Origin of the sequence: Streptosporangium sp. NPDC049644 (assembly GCF_040675205.1) — a bacterium.
Taxonomy (GTDB): Bacteria; Actinomycetota; Actinomycetes; order Streptosporangiales; family Streptosporangiaceae; genus Streptosporangium; species Streptosporangium fukuiense.
Map to the genome: position 1 here is coordinate 41,084 of NZ_JBFAOJ010000059.1, position 19,720 is coordinate 60,803.

Sequence of the window (19,720 nt, forward strand, 5' to 3'; positions counted from 1 at the left end):
CATGCAGGGTGAGGCAACGCTGCGGCTGCTCGACAAGGCGGACAAGGAGATCCTCAAGCTCCCGAGAGAGGTCAAGGGCGCGATCTACGACTTCCAGCACAAGTTCCGCAAGAGCCCGGCAAATCCCGGTCTGCACTTCAAGCAGCTCAAGGGGCATCCCCGGCTGTACTCGGCGCGGGTCAACCAGGAGTACCGCGCGCTGCTGCTGCACGCGGGCGAGGCGGACTACATCCTGGTGGCGGTCAAGAACCGCAGGGACGTCTACGACAACCTCGACCGGTTCGCCTACCAGATCAACCCGGTCACCGGTGGTATCGAGTTCGTCGACCTGGTCTCCATCGAGGAGCGGGTCCGGCATGAGCCTTCCGTCTCCGAGAAGCCGAAACCGCTGTTCGCCGCCTTCACCGCGGAGCAGCTGCTCGGGCTCGGGGTGGCGGAGCCGCTGCTCGGGTTGATCGCGAAGATCACGACCGAGGACGAACTGCTCGGGCTGGCCGAGTACGCGCCGCAGCTCACCACGGAGGTGCTGCTCGGGCTGCATGACGGCAAGAGCGTCGACGAGGTTCTCGACCAGATCACCACCCCGGTCACCGCGCCCGAACCGGTCGACGCCGAGGACTACCAGGCCGCCCTGGCCAGGCCCGCCACCCAGGTCACCACGGACGACACGGCCCTGCAGGAGGTGTTGGAGGAGAGCTTCGGCCGCTGGCGCGTCTTCCTGCACCCCACCCAGCACAAGGTGGTGGAGCGCGACTACAGCGGACCCGCCCGGATCAGCGGAGGACCGGGAACCGGGAAGACCATCGTCGCGCTGCACCGGGTGAGATACCTGGTGGACCGGCTCGGACCCGGGGACGACAAGGCGGTTCTGTTCACCACGTTCAACAAGAACCTGGCAGCCGATCTGAAGCAGCGACTGCTTGAGCTCGCGGGGGCCGAGGTGGCCCGGCGGGTGGAGATCGTCAACATCGACAAGCTCGCCACGCAGATCGTCGCGGAAGCCGAGCCCGGCGGGCGTCACCGCTGGATCGACGACACCAGGGCGCTGCAGGAGTGGGACGAACTGCTGCTGGAGCAGGGGGAGACCCGGTGGGACGGCGAGTTCCTGCACGCCGAGTGGTCCCACGTCATCCTCGGCCAGGCGATTCACTCGCGGGCCGACTACTTCCGCGCCCGCCGCGCGGGACGGGGCCGCCCCATCAGCAGGGAGGACCGCGCGGCGATCTGGCAGCTCGTCGAACGGTACGTCAAACGGCTCGACGAGAAGGAGCTGTGGACCTTCCGCCAGGTGGCGGAGCGGGCCGCGCGGCTGGAGATCGAGCGCGCCCGGGAGCTGGCCTCCTACGAGGCCGACCAGGTCAGCTCGGTCAAACTGCAGCGGGAGTCGGGGATCTGGCACCGCCCCCGCTACCGGCACGTCGTCGTCGACGAGGCGCAGGATCTGAGCAGTGCCCACTGGAAGATGCTCCGCGCGATGGTTCCCGAGGGGCCGAACGACATCTTCCTGGTCGGCGACACCCACCAGCGGATCTACGGCAACTACGTATCGCTCGGCAGCCTCGGCATCAACATCCGGGGACGTTCGGCCAAGCTCACCCTCAGCTACCGGACCACACACGAGATCCTCGGCACGGCACTGGGACTGCTCGGCACCGAGGACTGGGACGACCTCGACGACGGCCGCGACGACCTGCTCGGCTACCGGTCGGTTCTGCACGGAGCACGTCCCGTACTGCGTTCGGCATCCACCCCGGACGCCGAACTTGACGCCGTCGTCGAGCAGGTCCGGGAGTGGGACGACGTCGCGCCCGCCTCGATCGCGATCTGCGTCCCCGAGCGCCGCATGGTGGCCGAGGTCGAAAGCCGGCTGAGTAAGGCGGGGATCAGGGCCGCGGCCATCGGATCGGGCGGGCCGAAGTTGTACGACGCGGTCCACGTCGGCACGATGCACCGTTTCAAGGGCCTGGAGTATCAGCGGATGATCCTCGTCGGCGTGGCGGAAGGGCTGGTTCCATCCCGGCACGTCTCCCAGTATCGGGAGACCGACCCGCTGCGTTACCGACGGGAGCTGCAACGTGCCCGCTCGCTGCTGTTCGTCGCCGCCACCCGGGCCAGGGACACCCTGGTGATCTCCTGGCACGGTCAGAAGAGCAGATTCCTGCCGTGAGGACGATCGCCGACCGTTATCGGCTCTCCACCCCCATAGCCCGAGGCGGGATGGGGGCCGTCTGGCAGGGATCGGACCTGCGGCTCAACCGTCCCGTCGCGGTCAAGCTGATCTACCAGGACGACCTGGTCACGAAGAACGAGGCCACCCGCCGTTTCTACCGTGAGGCACGGATCACCGCCCGCCTGCGACACCCCGGCGTGCCCGCCGTCTACGACTTCGGCAGCGAGAACGGGGAGCTCTTCATGGTCATGGAGTACCTCGAAGGCCACACGATCGCGGACCTGATCGCCGAGCGCTCACCGCTGCCGGTCTCCTGGGCGGCCCTCGTCGGCGCGCAGGTCTGCGCCGTCCTGGCCGCGGCCCACGGCGCCGGCCTGCTCCATCGGGACATCAAACCGGGCAACCTGGTGATGTGCCCGGACGGCACGGTCAAAGTGCTCGATTTCGGGGTGGCAACCGCGCTGGGAACCAAGGAGTTCTCGCAGATCACCCAGGCCGGGCAGGTCCCCGGCACGGCCCGTTACATGGCGCCGGAACTGGTGGACGGTGCGGAGGCGAGCCGTTCCAGCGACCTGTACACGGTGGGTTGCCTGCTCTACGAACTGCTCACCGGCTCGCGCCCGTTCGCCTCGAAGGACCTGTTGACGGAGATCGACCGAAGTCGGCGTGAGCCTCCCCCCGGCCTGGGGCGGCCGGATGTCTCCGGTGAACTGGAGGGGCTGACACTCCGGCTGCTCGCGAAATCTCCCCAACAGCGTCCCGAGAGTGCTCTGACGGTCTTCGAGGGTCTGATCCCCCTGGTGAAGGACCTGCCGGCGCTTCCCGGACTGATCGGCGAGGAACTCCACACCGACCCGGTGCACATGTACGCAGCGGCCATCCGGAATATCAGCGGGTGATGTGAATGGTGCACCCGAACCGAGGAACGGGTCGCTTCAAATCTACATATGAAAGGAGTTTTCATCCGTAGGCGATGGTGACGAACCGCTCGCGACTCCTGGCTGAAAGTGTAAGACTCGTCGAGTTCGAAAACCTTCTCGGTGGTTCCCCCGCAACGACGCTCCCTGAGGACGCATGAAGGCTGACACCCATACTCCTGCTGAGATCTTCGGTCGCGACATCCGCTATCTGATCCCCCTTTTCCAACGCCCCTACGTATGGAACAAGGCCGACCAGTGGGAACCCCTCTGGGAGGATGTGCGGGCCGTTGCCGAGCAGGTCCTGGAAGGAAAATCGAGTGCGTACGGCGCACAGGAGATCCCTCCGCACTTCCTCGGCGCCATCGTCTTGGAACAGCAGTGGTCGCAGACCATGCTCATTACCATCAGGAACGTCATCGACGGGCAACAGCGCCTGACGACCCTGCAGATCCTGCTGGACGCCGCACAACTGGTGGCCGAACGACATGGCCTGTCGAGGGATGCCCAAGCGCTTCAGACGCTGGTTCTCAACCGCGAGGGACTGACCGAGAGTCCGGACGAGGTCTTCAAGGTCTGGCCCACCGATCGCGATCAGGACGCGTTCCGTGTCGTCATGGACAACGAGCGGGATGTTCCCGAGGAACTCGCCACCAGCACGATCGTTCAGGCCCATCGGTTCTTCGTCGACACGCTGACCAAATGGGCCGAGCCCGACGGTGACTCGGAAAAGTGCAAGCATCGGATCACCGCGCTTACTCATACGCTGCGGAGCTATCTCAAGCTGGTGGTGATCGACCTTGAGCCGGGTGACAACGCGCAGGTCATTTTCGAGACGCTCAACCACCGTGGAACACCGCTGCTCGCGGCGGACCTGGTCAAGAATCTGGCATTCCAGTTGGCCGCGGCCCAAGGGGGGGACCTCCAAAGCCTGTACCAGCAGTACTGGAAGCCTTTCGACTCCAATCACTGGCGGCGGAACGTCCGGCAGGGACGGCTCTACCGCCCCTATGTCGATACCTTCCTCCAGCACTGGCTCACCATGCAGCGACTCCGCGAAGTGCCCGCGGACCGTGTCTTCAGCGAGTTCCGAGACCATGTGCGCCTCTCCGAACTCCAGGCCTGGGAGATCATGCGGGACCTGGCCGCCGACGCGCAGGTCTACGAGGAACTGGAGAACCTTCCCTGGAACTCGGTGGAGGGGACGTTCTACTACCGGGTCATCCGCATCATGGAGGCCACCGTCGTCGGCCCCTTCCTGCTGTGGATTCTGCGATGGCCCGAAGGGCGGATGCCGGCGGCACAGCGCCTCAAGGCACTGACATCGATGGAGAGCTGGCTGACCCGCCGGATGCTGTGCAAGTTGTCGACCAAGAACTACAACCGCATCCTCATAGACCTGCTGCGGGAACTGGACCGCAACGGGCCTGAGGCGGCCGGTGATGTCACTGAGGCGTTCTTCGCCGGTGCCACCGCCAACGTCGGCTACTGGCCGTCGGACGACGAGGTCATCCAGGCCATGGAGCGGTTGCGGGTCTACAAGGACCTGACCCAGGCCCGGTTGCGGATGGTACTGGAGGCGCTTGAGGACAACCGTCGGCGCAAGTGGTCGGAACATGAGCACTGCCCTCGGGGGTGTCTGACGATCGAACATGTGATGCCGCAGAACTGGGGGGAGCACTGGGGTGGAGACACGATCGACCATGCCTCACGCCAGCGCAGGGACCACCTTGTCCAGACCCTGGGCAACCTGACCCTGGTCAACGACCGACTCAACCCCAAACTCTCGAACCGGCCGTGGACCAATAGCGAGGTGCAGGCACGAGGTCTGACCGATCCAGAGCCGAACATCGGCAAACGGGATCTGCTCCTCAGACACGCCACGCTCAAGCTCAACGCCGAGATCGTCGCCGATCAGCAGGAGGCGTGGACCGAGGAGACCATAACGGCGCGCTCGACCGAGCTCGCCGAACGCCTCGTCCGAATCTGGCCGCGCCCGGCCGGGTCACCGGAAGCCCCTTCGGTTTAGTAGTAAGGACCGATCGCTCCTCAGTACCGGTCGAAAGCTGCTTTCCGGGAAGCTCACGTCTCTCTTGATTCGACGTCACGCTTCCCGGAAAACGGCTTTTTCCTCAGCGAGGAAGTGTCGCCGGTCAGGCGAGGTCGTCGAAGCCGCCGTTCTTGATGTTGCCGATGAAGGTGTTCCACTCGGTGCGGCTGAAGATGAGGGTGCCGCCGTCGCGGTCTTTGGTGTCACGGACGGCGACGTCGTTGCCGACGAAGGCCATCTCGACGCAGCTCGGGCCGCTGCCGCTGAGGCTGCTCTTGCGCCAGCGCGCGCCGGAGAGGTCAGGTTGCTGCATATCTTGCTTCCTTCCTCTAGCGATCTTCGCGTAGAGACGTGAGTAGCGCGGCCGTGTCAGCCGGGCTGAGCGCTATCGCACGAAGATGCTCACAGATGTGGTTGTACTGCTGAATATCTGCCTCTTTTTCAAGAAACAGATCACCGACCATGCTGTCAATGTGAATTACGTCGGAGCCCTCCGTGTCGAACTTCAGGACGATGAAGCTACCGGGCATTCCCGGATGGGCTCCGGCGGAAAACGGGATGACCTGGACGGTGATGTGCGGGCGTCGAGCCTGCTGAATGAGATGCGTGAGCTGGGCACGCATGATGGCGTCGCTGCCGACCGTTCGGTGTAGAGCGGCTTGGTCGATGATTGCCCACAGCCGCAGAGGAGTCTCGTGCTCAAGAAGAGCCTGGCGCTGCATCCTGGCGGTGACGAAGCTGTCAACCTCTGCGGCGGTGGCGGTTGGCAGTACGCCCGGGATCACCGCCCGCGCATAGTCCTCGGTCTGCAACAGACCGGGGATGAAAAGCGACTCGTAGTTGATGGCCTGCTGGGCCTCGGCCTCCAGGCCGATGTAGGCGCTGTACTTGTCAGGGAGGTCTGCTTCGAGGCCGTGTAACCACCCGCGCTGCTTGGCCTCCTTCTGTAGCGTCACCAGGTCGGTGCGCTGGCTGCCGGTGACACCATAGGCGTCGAGCAGGGCGTTGAGTGTCCGGAGCTGCGGCTTGGTCTTGGCCGTTTCGATCCGGTGGAGCGTGGCGAGGTTGACGTCGGTCTTCTCGGTCACCTCGGCCTGGGACAGCCCGGCCTCCTGGCGGAGGCGGCGCAGTTCGGCTGCCAGACGCCGCAGACGCACCGTTGGCGGTTGACGCTTGGTCCGTGGCAGGGGTGCAACTGCCACCAACTCATCCTTCTCTTGCATCTTTGGCACCTCTCTGAACTATGCGGGCAGTGTAAGAACCTGCATTGCATTTACTTATGGTGATGGTGCATGCTCTCTCCGTAAGCCTTCCAGGCGGGCGCCCCGCTGGAAGGCGAAACGCATGATTTCCCCAGACGGCCGGGCGGGCGATCTTCCCTCCCGAGGCGGCCCACCCCGTACCGGGTGTCCGTCCGGCCTCAGCGGTACGACCGGCGATACATCTGCGACGCTCCCCGGCCGTACTTCCCGTAGGACCGGCACCGTGCCCCCGTCCCCCGTGGGGAAGCGCGGCGTCCCCGGCTGCGAACGGTGCCGGTCCTATGCCCGACGTACCAACCAGGAGCGGGTGAAATGACCGGTGCCACCAGCAGCACGCAGTACCTCAAACTCTCCGTCTTCCCGACCTCGCCCTACTACGCCCGGGTCCACGTCCGGCGCGTACTGGAGAGCTGGCACCGGGACGACCTGATCGAGACCGCCCAGCTCATCGCCTCCGAACTGGTCTCCAACGCGATCACCGCGCACGCCGCGTGCCCCGACGCCGCCAAGGCGATCCGCTACGCCGACCCGGACCAGATCTGGATGGACCTCTACCGGATGGGCGAGACCGTCGTGCTCCGCGTCTGGGACGCCAGCCCGCTCACCCCGGTCGTCCGCGACCCCACCCCCGACGACGAACACGGCCGCGGCCTGCACCTCGTCGACCTCCTCGCCACCGACTGGGGCTACTACCGCCCAACCCCCGGCGGCAAGATCGTCTGGTGCACCCTGGCGCCCCCACCGCCACTCCCCGAAGAGCCGCTCAGCCCCGAGGAAGGGAATGGTCGAATGCCTCTGGAAGGTCACCGGCCGGCTTGAGCCGTACGGCGACAGCGTGTCGGTTGAAGAGAGCCACGATCGTTTGAACCGCAGGCTCGCGGCCTGACTGCGCGCGAAACCGTGGCGTACTCGATCGATGAGCAGGTTCTGTCCGTCGGTTTGCCCGGTGAGATCCACACAAGGACCTTCCTGGCAGGGGCACTCCTTTGGTGAGCGGGTCCGTGGCGGACGGCGCTCTCTGCGTCGGCCGCACGTCAATAGCAAAGAGTGAGGCTTCGAAATCTCTCGGTAACGTAAAGTTAAGTGAGTGCTCTTCGCCTTCATCGATGAAAGCTGTCGTGTCCGCCAGGATGACGACTGCGTTTATGTCCTTGCTGCCGTCCTCCTGCCAGCGGAGAAACTCAACCAGATCAGGTCAATGATGGACGCCTTGCGGTACGGCAAGGCGCCCACCGTTCACTGGAGGACGGAGCGAGGCGCACGCAAGCTGCTCATTGCGCAGGCGGTGGCCTCCTTGGAGTGTGCATCGGTGGTTGCCGTCAGCCTGCACGGCACCGCGAGCCGCTCGGAACGCGCCAGGCGTCACTGCCCACTCCGGCTGTTGCCCGAATTGTCAGCACGTCAGGTGGAGGCCGTGGTCTTTGAGTCGCGACGGGAGCAGGACGCCGGAGATCGGTAGCTCGATCGCCCGCCTGCTGCACGCCAAGGGGGCTCAGGTCACCGTCTTCGCCGAGACGGAGCTTATGATCTTCGGCCCGGTATGCCCCCGACTTTCTCACTCAATACACATCAGGCGCTAATTTAGGTGGCTTGATGGTGATTTTTCTCCTCATAAAGTCGATCGGTCGTGCCACTGCTGGAAAACCCGAGGTTGAGCAGCACGACGGACTCGCCCTTACTCAGCGGGGTCCGTCCATGAGGTATGTGCACGCCGTGGAACCACACCGCCTCGCCCACGTTCAGATCCAACGCCATCACGTTCTCCCTGCCGAGTAGGAAGTATGTGGCCGTGGGCCGGGACGAACCCCGCGTCCGTTCCAGGCAGACCAGGCAGCTGAATTCAAAAATGTTCCAGTCGTCAACGTGCAATGGGACCCAGTCGCCCTCCCGATAATACAGGTAAGTTGCGTAAACCGATCGCGAAAGATTGCCATCGATGACAGACGCCCGTAAAGAGGCGGCGAAGTCGGAGGTGCCTAGAGCCTGGACTATCTCGTCACTCGCCCTGGCGATGTGCCGTTCACCGTGTGGGATGACATTGCGCCGCGCCCTGATTTGATCTTCCTGAATCGCGTCCCACAACATTTGGTCGATCGCCACCTCGGATATGAGTTCAGGCTCCATCGCTCGACGTGGCGCCATCATCTCGGCAATGGCCGAGACCACCTCACTCCGAGGACCGTGACGCGGAAGACGGCCCGATGGTGTCAGAGGTATTAGTATGGAGTTCCATTCATCGGCGTCGGACATGTTCTCACCATCCCGGGTGGAGATGCCTTGGTTTTCTAAGGCTAGACTGGGCGAGTAATTATCGGCGATATCATGTCTGGCTCTTAAATGGCATGTCTTTCTCGTCCGAGATGGCTTTCTGGCCGTATTCCCGGTGTTTTCCACGCGCAGATGAAGGGCCTGTCACCGCGGCTCCTTGAGTCTGGAAACGGTCTGGACGCCGCCCCGGGCCTCTGGCGGCACCCTCGTTTCCGAACGTCGTCTCCAAAACCACGAGATCGCGAGCAAAGTGACGACCATGGACAGCAGTGCGGAAACGAGGATCGCGGTCCGGGCATCCACGAAAACTCCCGGGGTTCCGGACATGTACCCAAGCGCCAGGCAGGTGTTCACGAGCACGCGGTAGTACGCCCATGCTCTGCCGTGCATCTCCGGGCTGATGTTGTGGTGAATCACGTTACGGACGCCGACATTGTGCACACCGTTGCCGAAGCCACCGATGAGGAACGCCAACCCGATAACCGCGGCGATGGGAACCAACCCTTCGACCAGCAGTGCGGCCGACACGAGAAATGCTCCGCCCAGCAGCATGACGAGATGATGGCGCGACACCCTGCTCCACCCTCCGATGAGGGAGCCGGGTATGGATCCGAGCGCCCAGGCCGACAGCAGCAGACCGTAGACGGCGTCGCTGCTCGTCACCTCTCGCAGGTAGAAGACACCGGCGACGCCCTCGATGGAGGTCGCGAAGACGACCCCCGCGAAGATGGGCAGTAGCGGGCCGACGATCGGAGATCGCCACATGGCCCTCAACCCGTCGAGTGCTCCGCCGAAGGGGTTCCCGCCCACCGACACGCGTTTGTCGATCTCACCGGGGATGACCAGTCCGACGACGAGCGCCATCACCAGGAAGGTGGTGCCGTTGAGCCCGAGCAACCACGAGGATCCCACTATGGGGTGGAAGGCGCCGCAGAAAGCGGGGCCGGCCAGACCGGCGATGGACAGGGCTGTCGTGAGCCCGCCGTTGGCCTTCTCGATGCCCGCCGTCCCGGCGACCGTGGGAAGCAATTTGAAGCTGGCCGACGAAGAGGTAACGGCCAGCACATTGGCCAGAGCGACAAGAGCGACCCGTACGTGGAAATCTGGAATCAGCGTCGCCGCTGCGAAGAGTGCGGCCTGGAGCAGGACCGCCGCTACCCAGACCTTCTTGGCGTTAGCGCGATCCACGAAGGCGCCGAGAGCCGGTGCCAGGAGCAGCGGGGGGACCAGTTCGGCGAAATACACTTCTGTGACCCACCATGTCGGGCCTTTGTCCGCCGCGTCCAGGACCATCGCCAAAAGTGCGATGCCGTCTCCGAACGCGGAAACAAGCGTTCCCAGGATGAGCGCGACCAGGGCGAAGGGAGGTCTTGTGAACGTCATTCCCTATCCATTTGCAGTAACAACACGTCGCATGGCCACCCTTGTGCGCCACCTTGGTCGACCCTTGTGAGTTCACTCGCCTTCAGGCTCAGACCGGCTTCCTTTGCCAGGGCAATGATTTCACCAGATTCCCAGATGCGCTCTCGATGTACGCCCAGAACTCCTGGGAAGCGGTGGCCCTGATATTCTATGAAGTAGTTCTGTCGAAAATCCCGGTCTTGGTAGTGAACTCCTCGCCAGAGCAGGCGGCGAATGCCTTCAGCGTCCTCGAATTCCACGACATCCATCGCCCCGCTCAACTTCTCGAAACGCTCGAGAATCCCATCTTGGTAGACGACCATAATGGCATGCCCTTGAGGGGTGAGCGAACTCGTTATGTACCGTAGCAGCATCCGGACCTCCTCCTGGGTCCGAAACGAGTTGATGGTCGCATCGCCCATTACCAGCAGGTCGGCCTTTGTTCCGTGTAGAGGCGATGTACGCAGGTCGCCGGAATGGAAGCGTGCCCGCTCCTCATCGTGAAATCGCTCCTGGAAGGCGGTGCGTGCGGACACCGAATTATCCACCCCTAGAATGGTTCCGGTGAATCCGCTCTCGAAGAGATTCCAGGTGATGCGTCCTTCCCCACACCCCAGGTCGATGATCGTATCTGGGTGAACCATGCGCACCAAGGTGGTGATGGCTGGTACATCCCATCGCTGAGGCCAGGCACCACATTTATGGTAGGCATAAAAATCGTCTTCGAAAAAGCTTATTAGGGGAGTGTTGGGAAACTTTCGCATGATATACCGAAAAGGCCCGAAAAGAGCATCCTCGCCCCATGGGTTAGACATCGGTGGTTACCGCCTGTCGCTCGGCGTCTCGCAGATAGGTGTTGTCGATCGGACGCCCTAGCGTTCGCATGTCGTAGGCATGACGCCGAAAGGTGTCGATAAGCCAATCCAGCATGGCGGCGGCATCGGGTCCGAGATCCTCTGACATGCTCCCCTTCTCTGCTATCAGCCAAAAGAACCTCGCTCGCCGCCAATACGTTTCCAGATCGGCGGACACGGTCGGATGACGATAGCCCATCCGAGCCAAGGAGATGATCAGAGCCATCACATGTGCGTAGACATGTAATGCAGACAGGATCATCAATGAATCCATCCTGCGGCGTTTTCCGTTCACCGGATTCCAGGGGATCGTGTAGGTGCGTTCCCCCGGACCTCCGTAACCCGGCTTGAGCAGACGGCGAACCGCGATCAGATCGTACAGCTTTTGGTGGCAGGCTTCATGAATAACGGCATCTGCGACGGCCACAGGATCCCCGAGAAGCGACTGATTGAGGATCGAGACCTCGGGGACGGGGACAATGAAGGCCGAACCGATGGCGTCGCATTCGATGATCAGGGCACCTGACACGCTTCGCATTGTTGTAACGGCGAGTTCGCCGAGCGCCGCCACCAGAAGTTTTACGCCCTCGGCGACCTTGGCCGCGTGATCCCGTGTCGCGTCGATCGGGACCATATTGTGCGGGAGCAGGTCGTTCTGAACCGCATGGATCTGTAGAAGGCCCGGCTCCAGTTGAGTCCAGTTTCCTGCCAGGTTGTACGACTTGTCGTGCACGGGAAATTCAATTTGATCACCAGTTCGGCTGAGAAGCAGAACGCCCTGTTGGAGGATCTCCCGAGCCGCGCCTGGGTCTTGACGGATCACACATGCCTTGAAGGCCTTGTCGAGGTGGGTGCGCCAGATACTTCGTCCCAACAAGGATTCATTGACCACCGGCATGTTAACACCGGTTGACCGACCCAACATGTCGACCAGTCCGGTGTGAAAGACCTCCAGGTCCGTCCTCAAAGCATCCGGATCACCAAAGGGGCCCTGCAACAAAAAGTCCGTCGACTGAGTGTTCATGTGACCGTTCCTTAAACCGCTGAAGGGGGTGGGCGAAAGGATCCTTTCGCCCACCCCGTCCGTTACACCACTCCCGGGTACTGGGCCTGCGCCTTCACATCAGGCACGACAACGGTGGAGACAGGCTCGCCCAGCTCGTTGTCGATCTCCTCAAGAAGGTCCTCGAAGTTGATGACGGTCATTTTTACACCCCCTTTCTTCTGGCTCGTAGTCCGGATCACACTGCTGCGAGCCGGTGACCTTGGGGGCACTGAGAGCCCAATGGGGCAGTGAGGACTTCTCCACGCAAGTGCGTGGTCATGTCGTGCTCTAAACCCGTAGGGATGAGTGCAGGAATACTGGTCGCGTCGACTCTTCCATGACTGGAAAATGGTTTCGAAAGGTGCGTCGAGCGTTGCCCTTGGACACGAATCCGTGTCGTGCACGACAAGTCTTTTGGTGTGGGCGTGAAGAGGGCTGCTTGACCGGAAGCCGTGTGCGGCTTTTGGCCTTAATAGCTGAGTGCGGCCGATAGTAGTGCCCCGTGTCCCGGATTCCGATGGATGAGGTTCGGAATGTGGTCGTGATCAGCGGGAGACAACGAATTCAGCCGTATCCCTCGTCAAGGCGGGGACACCGTGGAGCTCTGCTCCTCTGTGGAGATCAACCCGGGTTGAGGTTTCCGCCCGGTGTGATGTCGGTGAGCCGGGTGAGGCCGGCCGCCCGGAGCGCGGTTACGGCGGCATCGAACTGGGAGCCGGCGACCTCTTCCGAAACCCCGCGCCTTCCTGTGATGCCCAGATACTTTTCTCGGCAGGCGCTGGTATCGCTCTGGGGTTGATCGAGGAGTTGAGCCACCACCGCTGTCGCTGCGTCGACCATCATCACGGTGGGTGGATTCTGGGCGAACAAGAAATAGCGGCCCTTGATTGATATGGGCGCGATCCTGATCGATGTTTGCGTCTCCGTCACGCGCTCACCAATTCTCTTCTGCTCCAGCGTTCGGTGGGATACGGTCGTAGACCGATCTCTCGATCGCGGGCCAACTTTCTCGCCGGAGCAAGCGCGTTCGATTCCAGCCATTTGTGAAGATGGTCTCCGTCGGACCCTAAATGATTGCTTATCTCCCGCCATGAAAGAGCCTCTGAAAGATATGCGCCGCGCTCATAGTTCAGGCGGATTCGAGCGCTGGCCTCGGGGTGGTGTTCCACCAGTTCCGGAGTCTCGAGAACGGCAGCGTGAAAAGCCGTCAGGTGAGCGTATACATGCAGGGTCGACAGTGTCCGATTGACCTTGAAGATTCTTTTTCTTGGCTGGGTGAGCGTCCAAGGCAGAAGGACCCCCGGACTGCTGTCGTCGGTGTAGCAGGAAGCAAGCAAGCCTCTTACCAGGCGAAGCTGAACGTATTTCTCGTGTAGGCACTCATGAAGGATCGATTCCGCGATCACGAGGTCACTTGCTTGTCTCAGAAATGTCTGGCCGATGCCGATGCTCTCCGGGATCTGCATCAGGTGCCAGGACGGAACCATGGTATCCGGCATCAGAAGCAGGCGCACGAGCGGCAGTGTGTTGGCGGAGATATGCGGAATCGCTTCTTGAAGTATGGAACAAGCCCTGCGTACTTTTGCCATATCGTCCGAAGAGACGCTGCCCGCCTGGAATTCACCGTCGAACGCGCTGAAACGGAAGATCTCACGCATGAGGCTCAGCAACTGCCGTGCATCGGCGTCGGCCCAATCTGTGATCGTCCAGACAGGATGTCCATCAAGCCACGGAGCCGGCGAGGTCCATCTCTCCGCCGTTTCACCGAGCATGGGAGACAGGCGGTCCCATGGCAGGTCGTACCCTGTTAGATCGTGGTTCATGCGCTGCGAAATGCGCGCCAAAACCTGAGGGCTGGTCAACGCCGTTTTTGGAGGAGATTCCAGATGGTACGCCCAAGCTCGCCCTTCGAGGAAGGTGTCGTGATCCTCATGAAGGAGTTCATAGCTTCCGAATGGGCCAGATGAAAGGTTGCTGTCTATCTCGGAGCGAACGAGCAAAGCTCTCCCTGGGGTTTAGCTACAAGCATGAGTTCGCCACATCCTGCTGCATCCTGGAGCGAGGAGTCCGTGACACCTTCGGATGTTAGATCAGGCTCGCACTCAAGGTCAACCAAGAATGTCAAATTCCTGACTTACAATTGCCGACAAGCGCTGCGAGGAACTTCGTGGTTAACTCGCACTGCCGGGTTCCGGAGTAATGGCTTATTATCATACTCGCCCCACCACGGTAAACACATGGGACTTCATGTTTTTCAACAACGTTCCGTGAGTCATGTGTTACGTGGCGTTCGCGGATTTTTCAGGGTCCGCGAAGATACACCGGTACTACATTCGTAGGTCCGCTGGGAGTGGGTTGCCGCGCCTCCGACAGTGGCTGATCAGGGTACGCATCTGGTGAAGCCGCCGGAAGTCCGACCAGGCCAGGACATGATCGATGGCATTGGCCGCGGGGATGAACAGCCGGGCCAGAACACGATGGATCTCGGCCAGAGACAGCCGCAGGGGCCTCAGCGCGGTGGTGCCTCCAGGAGCGGATGGTCTTTTCCCTCGTCAGCGGTTTCATCAGCGTCGGCGGGCAGGGGGCGCGCATGACGGCCAAGAACGCCAGTGCGAGCATGCAGGTGGTGACGTGCCGGTGCCAGGGCGTCCACTTGCGGACCTGGTACTGGGTCAGGCCGAGCAGGTCTTTGCCGTGCTCGTTGTTCTCCTCGATCCTCCAGCGCATCCCGGCCGCGTCGATCACCTCGGTGACGGCGGTGCTGACCGGGACATGGGCCAGGAAGAACTCCACCTCCAACGGGGCCGCGATCGAGCATCGGACCAGCAGCGTGTGCGTATCCGGGTGTGGGCGCCTGCTTGAAGTTGACCCGGTTTGGTGGACGCATGATCTCTGGAGAACCCTGACGTGCGGAGTAGGTCCGGGTCCGCTGCGGCGAGGTGTCATGGAGGCTACGACGGCGCCGGCATTCTCACCCCGGGCAAACAACCCTCTGACGGGCGATGTCTCGATCTTGGCACCCACACCCACACCCGCAACGCGCTCCTGCGCTGCCTGGGAGAATGAGGCTTCGCCTTGCTCGGACAACGCCGGCACACCCTCCAGTGCATCACCGCCAACCCAGCAAAATCGGCGACATCGTCAAAACCGCACTCGTCGTTCTCCCTCATTTCGAACACGGCTATCTGAAATAAAATTCGCTGAGATCACCTCAGTGGTCTCGTCCAGCATTTCTCCGAGGAGTGGGACGAGTATTTCCAGTTCGACACCGGGGTGAAGGACGCCTCCTGGTCGACTCGCGTGCAGACCAGGAAACTGACCAACACCGAGGAACCCGACTTCCCCGCTGACGTCGTCTGCGTCGAGTTCTACCGGGTACAGCTGTGGCCGCCGGCGGTCGGAACCGGATGAAGCCGTACTGATGGGATCGTGCTGACATCCACAGCCGTGATGTACAGCATTTCCGATGCGTACTGGAGAGCCGGCACCGGGACGACCTGATCGAGACCGCCCAGCTCGTCGTCTCCGAGCTGGTCTCCAACGCGATCACCGCGCACGCCGCGTGCCCCGACGCCGCCAAGGCGATCCGGTACGCCGACCCGGACCAGATCTGGATGGACCTCTACCGGATGGGCGAGACCGTCGTGCTCCGCGTCTGGGACGCCAGCCCGCTCACCCCGGTCGTCCGCGACCCCGCCCCCGACGACGAACACGGCCGCGGCCTGCACCTCGTCGACCTCCTCGCCACCGACTGGGGCTACTACCGCCCCACCCCCGGCGGCAAAATCGTCTGGTGCACCCTGACGTCCCCACCGCCACTCCCCGAGGAACAGCCCAGCTGAGGTCTCCCGCCAAGGCCTCCTGAAACGGCGAAAGGCGAATTCGGGTAATCCTCCCGATCATCGGGGTCGTGCCACCTGCCGGTCCGCTATGGCCCGGCAAGGTGGCGGCGCCGGCATGGGACCGAGCCACTGCGATGACGGTCGGGACGGACCGGCAGGACGCGAAGGCGCCCGCCGTACGGGGGCACAGTGGTGTAGGTAAGTCTCTGTAGATCCTGCTGGGCAGCCGCGACCGCCTGAGAGTCGCGTTTGGCAATCGTGGATCTCTGACCGAGTTCACCAGATATGAGCGGTTCGGTTTTCCGGACCCGGCGGGATGGCGTCAGATCGTCGTCCCCGTCGCGGACTCCGCGGCGCGACGTCTTCCTCAACCCGAAGTCCTACGCCGTGCTGGTGCTGACGGCGGCGGCCCTGGTACCGCTGTTGCGGGCCGCCGGAGCGGAGATCGACGGCTCCGACGACAGCCTCGACACCATCTTGGGCCTGCTCACCGGAGCCGCCGTGGGCGCGCCGGTCATGACGGTCGGGTTGTGGCCGGCCGTTCGAGGGTGCGGCAGGAGGTGCTGAGTGCCGAGCACCATGTCGACGACCCGGCGGGCCAGCAGGCGAGCGGGGTCGAGAATCGGGACGGGGACGCGGGAGCCGTCCAGAGCCAGGACGAGTTCGGTGCACGCGGTGACGACCCGCTCCGCGCCGCGATCGGCGAGGGAGCGGGAGAGTTCCTCCAGCGCCCGCCGATGGGCCGGTCGGACGCCGCCGCTCTTGACGGCGCCGATGGCCGCCGTGACCTGCAGCTGGCCGGGCCCGTCCGGCTCGACCACCGCCACGCCGCGCCGTCGCAGAGCCTCCGCGTACAGACCGGCGTGCAGGGTACCCGAGGTGGCCAGCACGCCGGCCGCGCGGACGCCGTCGGCGGCGAGGGCGTCGGCCGTGACCTCGATGATGCTCACCAGCTCCAGCCCGGCCTCTTCCGCCAGCCGCGGGACGAAGGCGTGGGCGGTGTTGCAGGGCACGGCGAGCACCTCGCACCCCGCCCGCCTCAGTCCCTCGATGCCGCGCCGCAGGTACGGGGTCGGGTCCTCGCCGTCGCCCAGCAGGCTCAAAGAACGGTCGGGGACGCGGGGGTCGCCCCAGATGACGACGGGCACGTGTCCCTGGTCGCAGGTGGCCGCCGTCTCCTCCACGAGCTTGCCGTAGAAGTCGACGGTGGCCGCCGGGCCCATGCCGCCCAGGACGCCGACCAGCCGGGTCTCGCTCACCGGGCACCGCCGGCGATGACGTGGCCGGGCAGTGCCGTGCCGGCGCCGGGCGGGCGTGAGAAGGCGCCGGGCGACATGGGACGCCCGCCCGTGACCACGACGGCCAGGTCCGCGACCGCGTGCGGGCCGGACCCGGGATCGACGGCCCGTCCCCCGGCCGGCACCGGGGCGCAATCGTGGGGCTGGGTCATTGGGAAGCGTCCTCTCCCGTGCGGTGAGCTGGGCGAGCCGGGGGCGGCTGCCCGCACAAGGATCGAGGTATAAGGTGAACCCGGTGTTCAGACGCAGCAATGTGACACCAAAGGAGTGATCGTGCAGGTTTCCGGCATCGAGCCCCAGCGGTTGCTGTCGGAGACCGACCTCGAACTCATCGACGCCCTCCAGATCAACCCGCGAGCGAGCTGGGTGGACGTCGGGACGGCGACCCGCGCTGACCCGGTGACGGCGGCGCGGCGCTGGCAGCGGCTGAACAGTACGGGTGAGGCATGGACCACCGCCGCCCTGGGGCATCGCCAGATGCACGCGATGAGCATGGTTTTCCTGGAGATCGACTGCGAGGCCGGGGCGGCGGTCGAGGTTGCCGACACGCTCGCGACGGCGGACCACCTCATCACCGTGCAGCACGTCGCCGCGGGTCACGACCTGTTCGTGATCGCCGTCGCCGCGTCGATGCCGGCGCTGGCGGACTACCTGCTCACGGATCTGCCGCGGGTGCCCGGCGTGGCGAAGGTGCGCACCCACGTCGCCACGCGCGTCTTCGAGGCCTCGTGCCGCTGGCGGTTGCGGGTGCTGCCGCCCCGATCCGCGGGTGCGCTGGTCAGGCAGCCCGGGCCGGCGGAGTCCACCAGGCAGATGGACGAGGTCGACCGGCTGCTGTTCAAGGCCCTGCTCGCCGACGGTCGCGCCACCTACTCCGAGCTCGCGGAAGCCGTCGGCAAGTCCGAGCGCACGGTGCAGCGCAGGCTGTCACGCCTGGTCGCGACCGGCGACATCGACTTCCGCTGTGACCTGGCGCGCTCTCACGCGGGCTGGCACTCCTCGGCGGTGCTGTGGCTGCGGATGCCGGACGGCCTGCTGGAGGAGACGGGCCGGGCGCTGCTCGACTGGCCGGAGACGCGGACGTGCGCGGCGCTCGCCGGGGCCCGCAACATGCTCCTCACCGTCGGCCTGCACGGGGTCTCCGACCTGCATCCGCTGGTGATGCGCCTTGAGGAGCGGTTCCCGTATGTGAGCATCGCCGACCGGCAGATCGTCCTGAGGCAGTCGAAGCTCTACGGGCGGGTCCTCGATCCCTCCGGCCGCTGCACAGGCGTCGTCCCGGTGGACCCGTGGAGCCTGTCGCCGCGTATCTGACGTTCAGCGCGGCGCGGGGATCGCGCCTCCGCTGCCCTCCCAGCACAGGCCGGCCCGCAGCACGTCGGCCTCGCCGCGCCCCACCACCTGCAGGTCTCCGATGGCCAGTGCGGGCAGGCCGAGCGCGGACACGACGGAGGTGATCCGGCCGACCTCACCGCGGACGGCGGCCTCGTCGCAGCCGGCCCGCGGCGCGGGGCCACCGAGTGTCGGTGTGATCAGGACGTCGACGCCGGACATCTCCGCCGAGAACCCGGTCCGGACGGCCAGGAGTTCCTCCACGGCCCGGCGGTACTCCCGATGGCCGATCCCGGCGGCGTCGTCCAGCTTCCGTCGCACGCCCGCGCTGTAGCTCGCGGCGTTCACCGGGTAGGTGGCCTCGTGGGTGCGCCGGGCCTGCGCGCCCACGATCGTCCAGTACGGGGCGAGGATCTCGTACGGCAGGGCGATCTCGCGGACCTCGGCGCCCAGGTCCGCGAACTCCCCGGCCTGCGCGCATCCTTCGGCGACGCCGACGACCAGCCCCGACAGCGAGCGCGGTGGCTCGACGGCCTCCCCGGAGAGCACCCGCCACACGCGCGCGCAGTCGGCGACCGAGGTGGCCATCGGCCCGACCACGTCGAACATCGGGGCGAGGGGCGCGACCCCCTCGGAGGAAAGGACGCCGGCCCTTGGGCGCAGTCCGACCACGCCGCAGCAGGCCGCCGGGATCCTCACCGAGCCGCCGGTGTCGGTGCCGAGGCCGACCCGGGCGATCCCGGCGGCGAGCGCCGCGGCCGTGCCGCCGCTCGATCCGCCGGGAGCCAGGTGCTCGTGGCGCGGGTTGCGCACATCGCCCCAGTGCGGGTTCTCGCTCGTGACGCCCCAGGCGAACTCGTGCTGGTTCGCCTTGCCGACCAGCAGCGCCCCGGCGCGCTCCAGCAGTTCGACGCACGGCGCGGTGGTCAGCGCCTCCTCGCTCCCGTACAGGACGGATCCCCGGGTCGTGCGGAGCCCGGCGACATCGATCATGTCTTTGACCACGAACGTCCAGGCCCACAGCTCGGGCGGGGTGGCGGGCAGCAGCCGGTCGCGGTGTGCGAGCCGGTCGATGACCGGCTCGGGGCCGGACTCGATGAGGATGTTGTGCCCGCTGTGCAGGCGGATGGCCTCGGCGGACCTGGCGATCGCCGCCTCGTGTTCCACGGTCAAGAACCTCCTAACGCCCGCCCCGGCCACAGGGGCGCAGCCGGTGACGGACCCGGCGCGCCGGGTCAGATCGGAAGCGCCTCGTGTAGGGTAAGAGGGGAGGAGTGAGGG

General features: G+C 64.5%; 18 protein-coding genes. 7 read left to right on the forward strand and 11 right to left on the reverse strand.

All coding sequences use genetic code 11. The features are described 5' to 3' along the window. Position 1: 1 nt before the first annotated feature. The 3 genes from AB0J58_RS28410 to AB0J58_RS28420 all read left to right on the forward strand — a co-directional run bounded on the left by AB0J58_RS28410 (position 2) and on the right by AB0J58_RS28420 (position 5,116). Positions 2–2,167: a UvrD-helicase domain-containing protein gene (locus AB0J58_RS28410; protein ID WP_364221101.1), complete on the forward strand. Its 2,166-nt coding sequence runs from the start codon at positions 2–4 to the stop codon at positions 2,165–2,167. After that, positions 2,164–3,069: a serine/threonine-protein kinase gene (locus AB0J58_RS28415; protein ID WP_364221104.1), complete on the forward strand. Its 906-nt coding sequence runs from the start codon at positions 2,164–2,166 to the stop codon at positions 3,067–3,069. The genes AB0J58_RS28410 and AB0J58_RS28415 overlap by 4 nt, the downstream gene beginning before the upstream one ends. Positions 3,070–3,244: 175 nt before the next feature. Further along, positions 3,245–5,116, forward strand: coding sequence for a DUF262 domain-containing protein (locus AB0J58_RS28420; RefSeq protein ID WP_364221107.1), 1,872 nt, complete (start codon positions 3,245–3,247; stop codon positions 5,114–5,116). 124 nt (positions 5,117–5,240) lie between these two features. Here AB0J58_RS28420 and AB0J58_RS28425 read toward each other — a convergent pair whose 3' ends face one another. Continuing rightward, positions 5,241–5,450 carry a DUF397 domain-containing protein gene (locus AB0J58_RS28425; protein WP_364221110.1) on the reverse strand — a complete coding sequence of 70 codons (210 nt, stop codon included), beginning with the start codon at positions 5,448–5,450 and terminating at the stop codon, positions 5,241–5,243. A gap of 16 nt (positions 5,451–5,466) precedes the next feature. Continuing rightward, the gene (locus AB0J58_RS28430) at positions 5,467–6,360 is read right to left on the reverse strand and encodes a helix-turn-helix transcriptional regulator (protein WP_364221112.1); all 894 of its coding nucleotides are present in this window, start codon (positions 6,358–6,360) and stop codon (positions 5,467–5,469) included. A gap of 351 nt (positions 6,361–6,711) precedes the next feature. Between AB0J58_RS28430 and AB0J58_RS28435 the strand changes: the two genes are divergently transcribed. Both AB0J58_RS28435 and AB0J58_RS28440 read left to right on the forward strand, forming a co-directional pair. After that, the gene (locus AB0J58_RS28435) at positions 6,712–7,218 is read left to right on the forward strand and encodes an ATP-binding protein (RefSeq protein WP_364221115.1); all 507 of its coding nucleotides are present in this window, start codon (positions 6,712–6,714) and stop codon (positions 7,216–7,218) included. Positions 7,219–7,486: 268 nt separating this feature from the next. After that, positions 7,487–7,858, forward strand: coding sequence for a hypothetical protein (locus AB0J58_RS28440; RefSeq protein ID WP_364221118.1), 372 nt, complete (start codon positions 7,487–7,489; stop codon positions 7,856–7,858). Between the two features lie 122 nt (positions 7,859–7,980). Here AB0J58_RS28440 and AB0J58_RS28445 read toward each other — a convergent pair whose 3' ends face one another. From AB0J58_RS28445 to AB0J58_RS28470, 6 genes are all read right to left on the reverse strand, one after another. Further along, the gene (locus AB0J58_RS28445) at positions 7,981–8,565 is read right to left on the reverse strand and encodes a hypothetical protein (RefSeq protein WP_364221121.1); all 585 of its coding nucleotides are present in this window, start codon (positions 8,563–8,565) and stop codon (positions 7,981–7,983) included. 246 nt (positions 8,566–8,811) lie between these two features. Continuing rightward, positions 8,812–10,050, reverse strand: coding sequence for an MFS transporter (locus tag AB0J58_RS28450; RefSeq protein ID WP_364221123.1), 1,239 nt, complete (start codon positions 10,048–10,050; stop codon positions 8,812–8,814). Then, complete coding sequence (locus AB0J58_RS28455) at positions 10,047–10,832, reverse strand: class I SAM-dependent methyltransferase (protein WP_364221126.1); 786 nt, start codon at positions 10,830–10,832, stop codon at positions 10,047–10,049. Before AB0J58_RS28455 ends, AB0J58_RS28450 begins: the two co-directional genes overlap by 4 nt. 43 nt (positions 10,833–10,875) lie before the next feature. Continuing rightward, positions 10,876–11,946: a hypothetical protein gene (locus AB0J58_RS28460; protein ID WP_364221129.1), complete on the reverse strand. Its 1,071-nt coding sequence runs from the start codon at positions 11,944–11,946 to the stop codon at positions 10,876–10,878. A gap of 642 nt (positions 11,947–12,588) precedes the next feature. Continuing rightward, a complete protein-coding gene (locus tag AB0J58_RS28465; protein WP_364221132.1) occupies positions 12,589–12,897 on the reverse strand; it encodes a hypothetical protein in 309 nt (102 codons plus the stop codon). Continuing rightward, positions 12,894–13,967 carry a hypothetical protein gene (locus tag AB0J58_RS28470; RefSeq protein WP_364221135.1) on the reverse strand — a complete coding sequence of 358 codons (1,074 nt, stop codon included), beginning with the start codon at positions 13,965–13,967 and terminating at the stop codon, positions 12,894–12,896. The genes AB0J58_RS28465 and AB0J58_RS28470 overlap by 4 nt, the downstream gene beginning before the upstream one ends. Positions 13,968–15,467: 1,500 nt before the next feature. Here AB0J58_RS28470 and AB0J58_RS28475 point away from each other — a divergent pair. After that, positions 15,468–15,809 (forward strand): ATP-binding protein, encoded by a 342-nt coding sequence (locus tag AB0J58_RS28475; protein ID WP_364221153.1) that lies wholly within the window; start codon positions 15,468–15,470, stop codon positions 15,807–15,809. Between the two features lie 380 nt (positions 15,810–16,189). Here the strand turns inward: AB0J58_RS28475 and AB0J58_RS28480 are convergent, their stop codons facing one another. Together AB0J58_RS28480 and AB0J58_RS28485 are read right to left on the reverse strand one after the other, a co-directional pair. Next, positions 16,190–17,068 carry an amino acid racemase gene (locus tag AB0J58_RS28480; protein ID WP_364221138.1) on the reverse strand — a complete coding sequence of 293 codons (879 nt, stop codon included), beginning with the start codon at positions 17,066–17,068 and terminating at the stop codon, positions 16,190–16,192. Next, positions 17,065–17,259 (reverse strand): hypothetical protein, encoded by a 195-nt coding sequence (locus tag AB0J58_RS28485; protein WP_364221141.1) that lies wholly within the window; start codon positions 17,257–17,259, stop codon positions 17,065–17,067. The genes AB0J58_RS28480 and AB0J58_RS28485 overlap by 4 nt, the downstream gene beginning before the upstream one ends. A gap of 121 nt (positions 17,260–17,380) precedes the next feature. On the opposite strand from AB0J58_RS28485, the gene AB0J58_RS28490 reads away from it, so the two are divergent. Further along, a complete protein-coding gene (locus AB0J58_RS28490) occupies positions 17,381–18,421 on the forward strand; it encodes an Lrp/AsnC family transcriptional regulator (RefSeq protein ID WP_364221144.1) in 1,041 nt (346 codons plus the stop codon). 3 nt (positions 18,422–18,424) lie between these two features. On the opposite strand, the gene AB0J58_RS28495 is transcribed toward AB0J58_RS28490, so the two are convergent. Continuing rightward, positions 18,425–19,606: an amidase gene (locus AB0J58_RS28495; RefSeq protein ID WP_364221156.1), complete on the reverse strand. Its 1,182-nt coding sequence runs from the start codon at positions 19,604–19,606 to the stop codon at positions 18,425–18,427. Positions 19,607–19,720 lie beyond the last annotated feature (114 nt).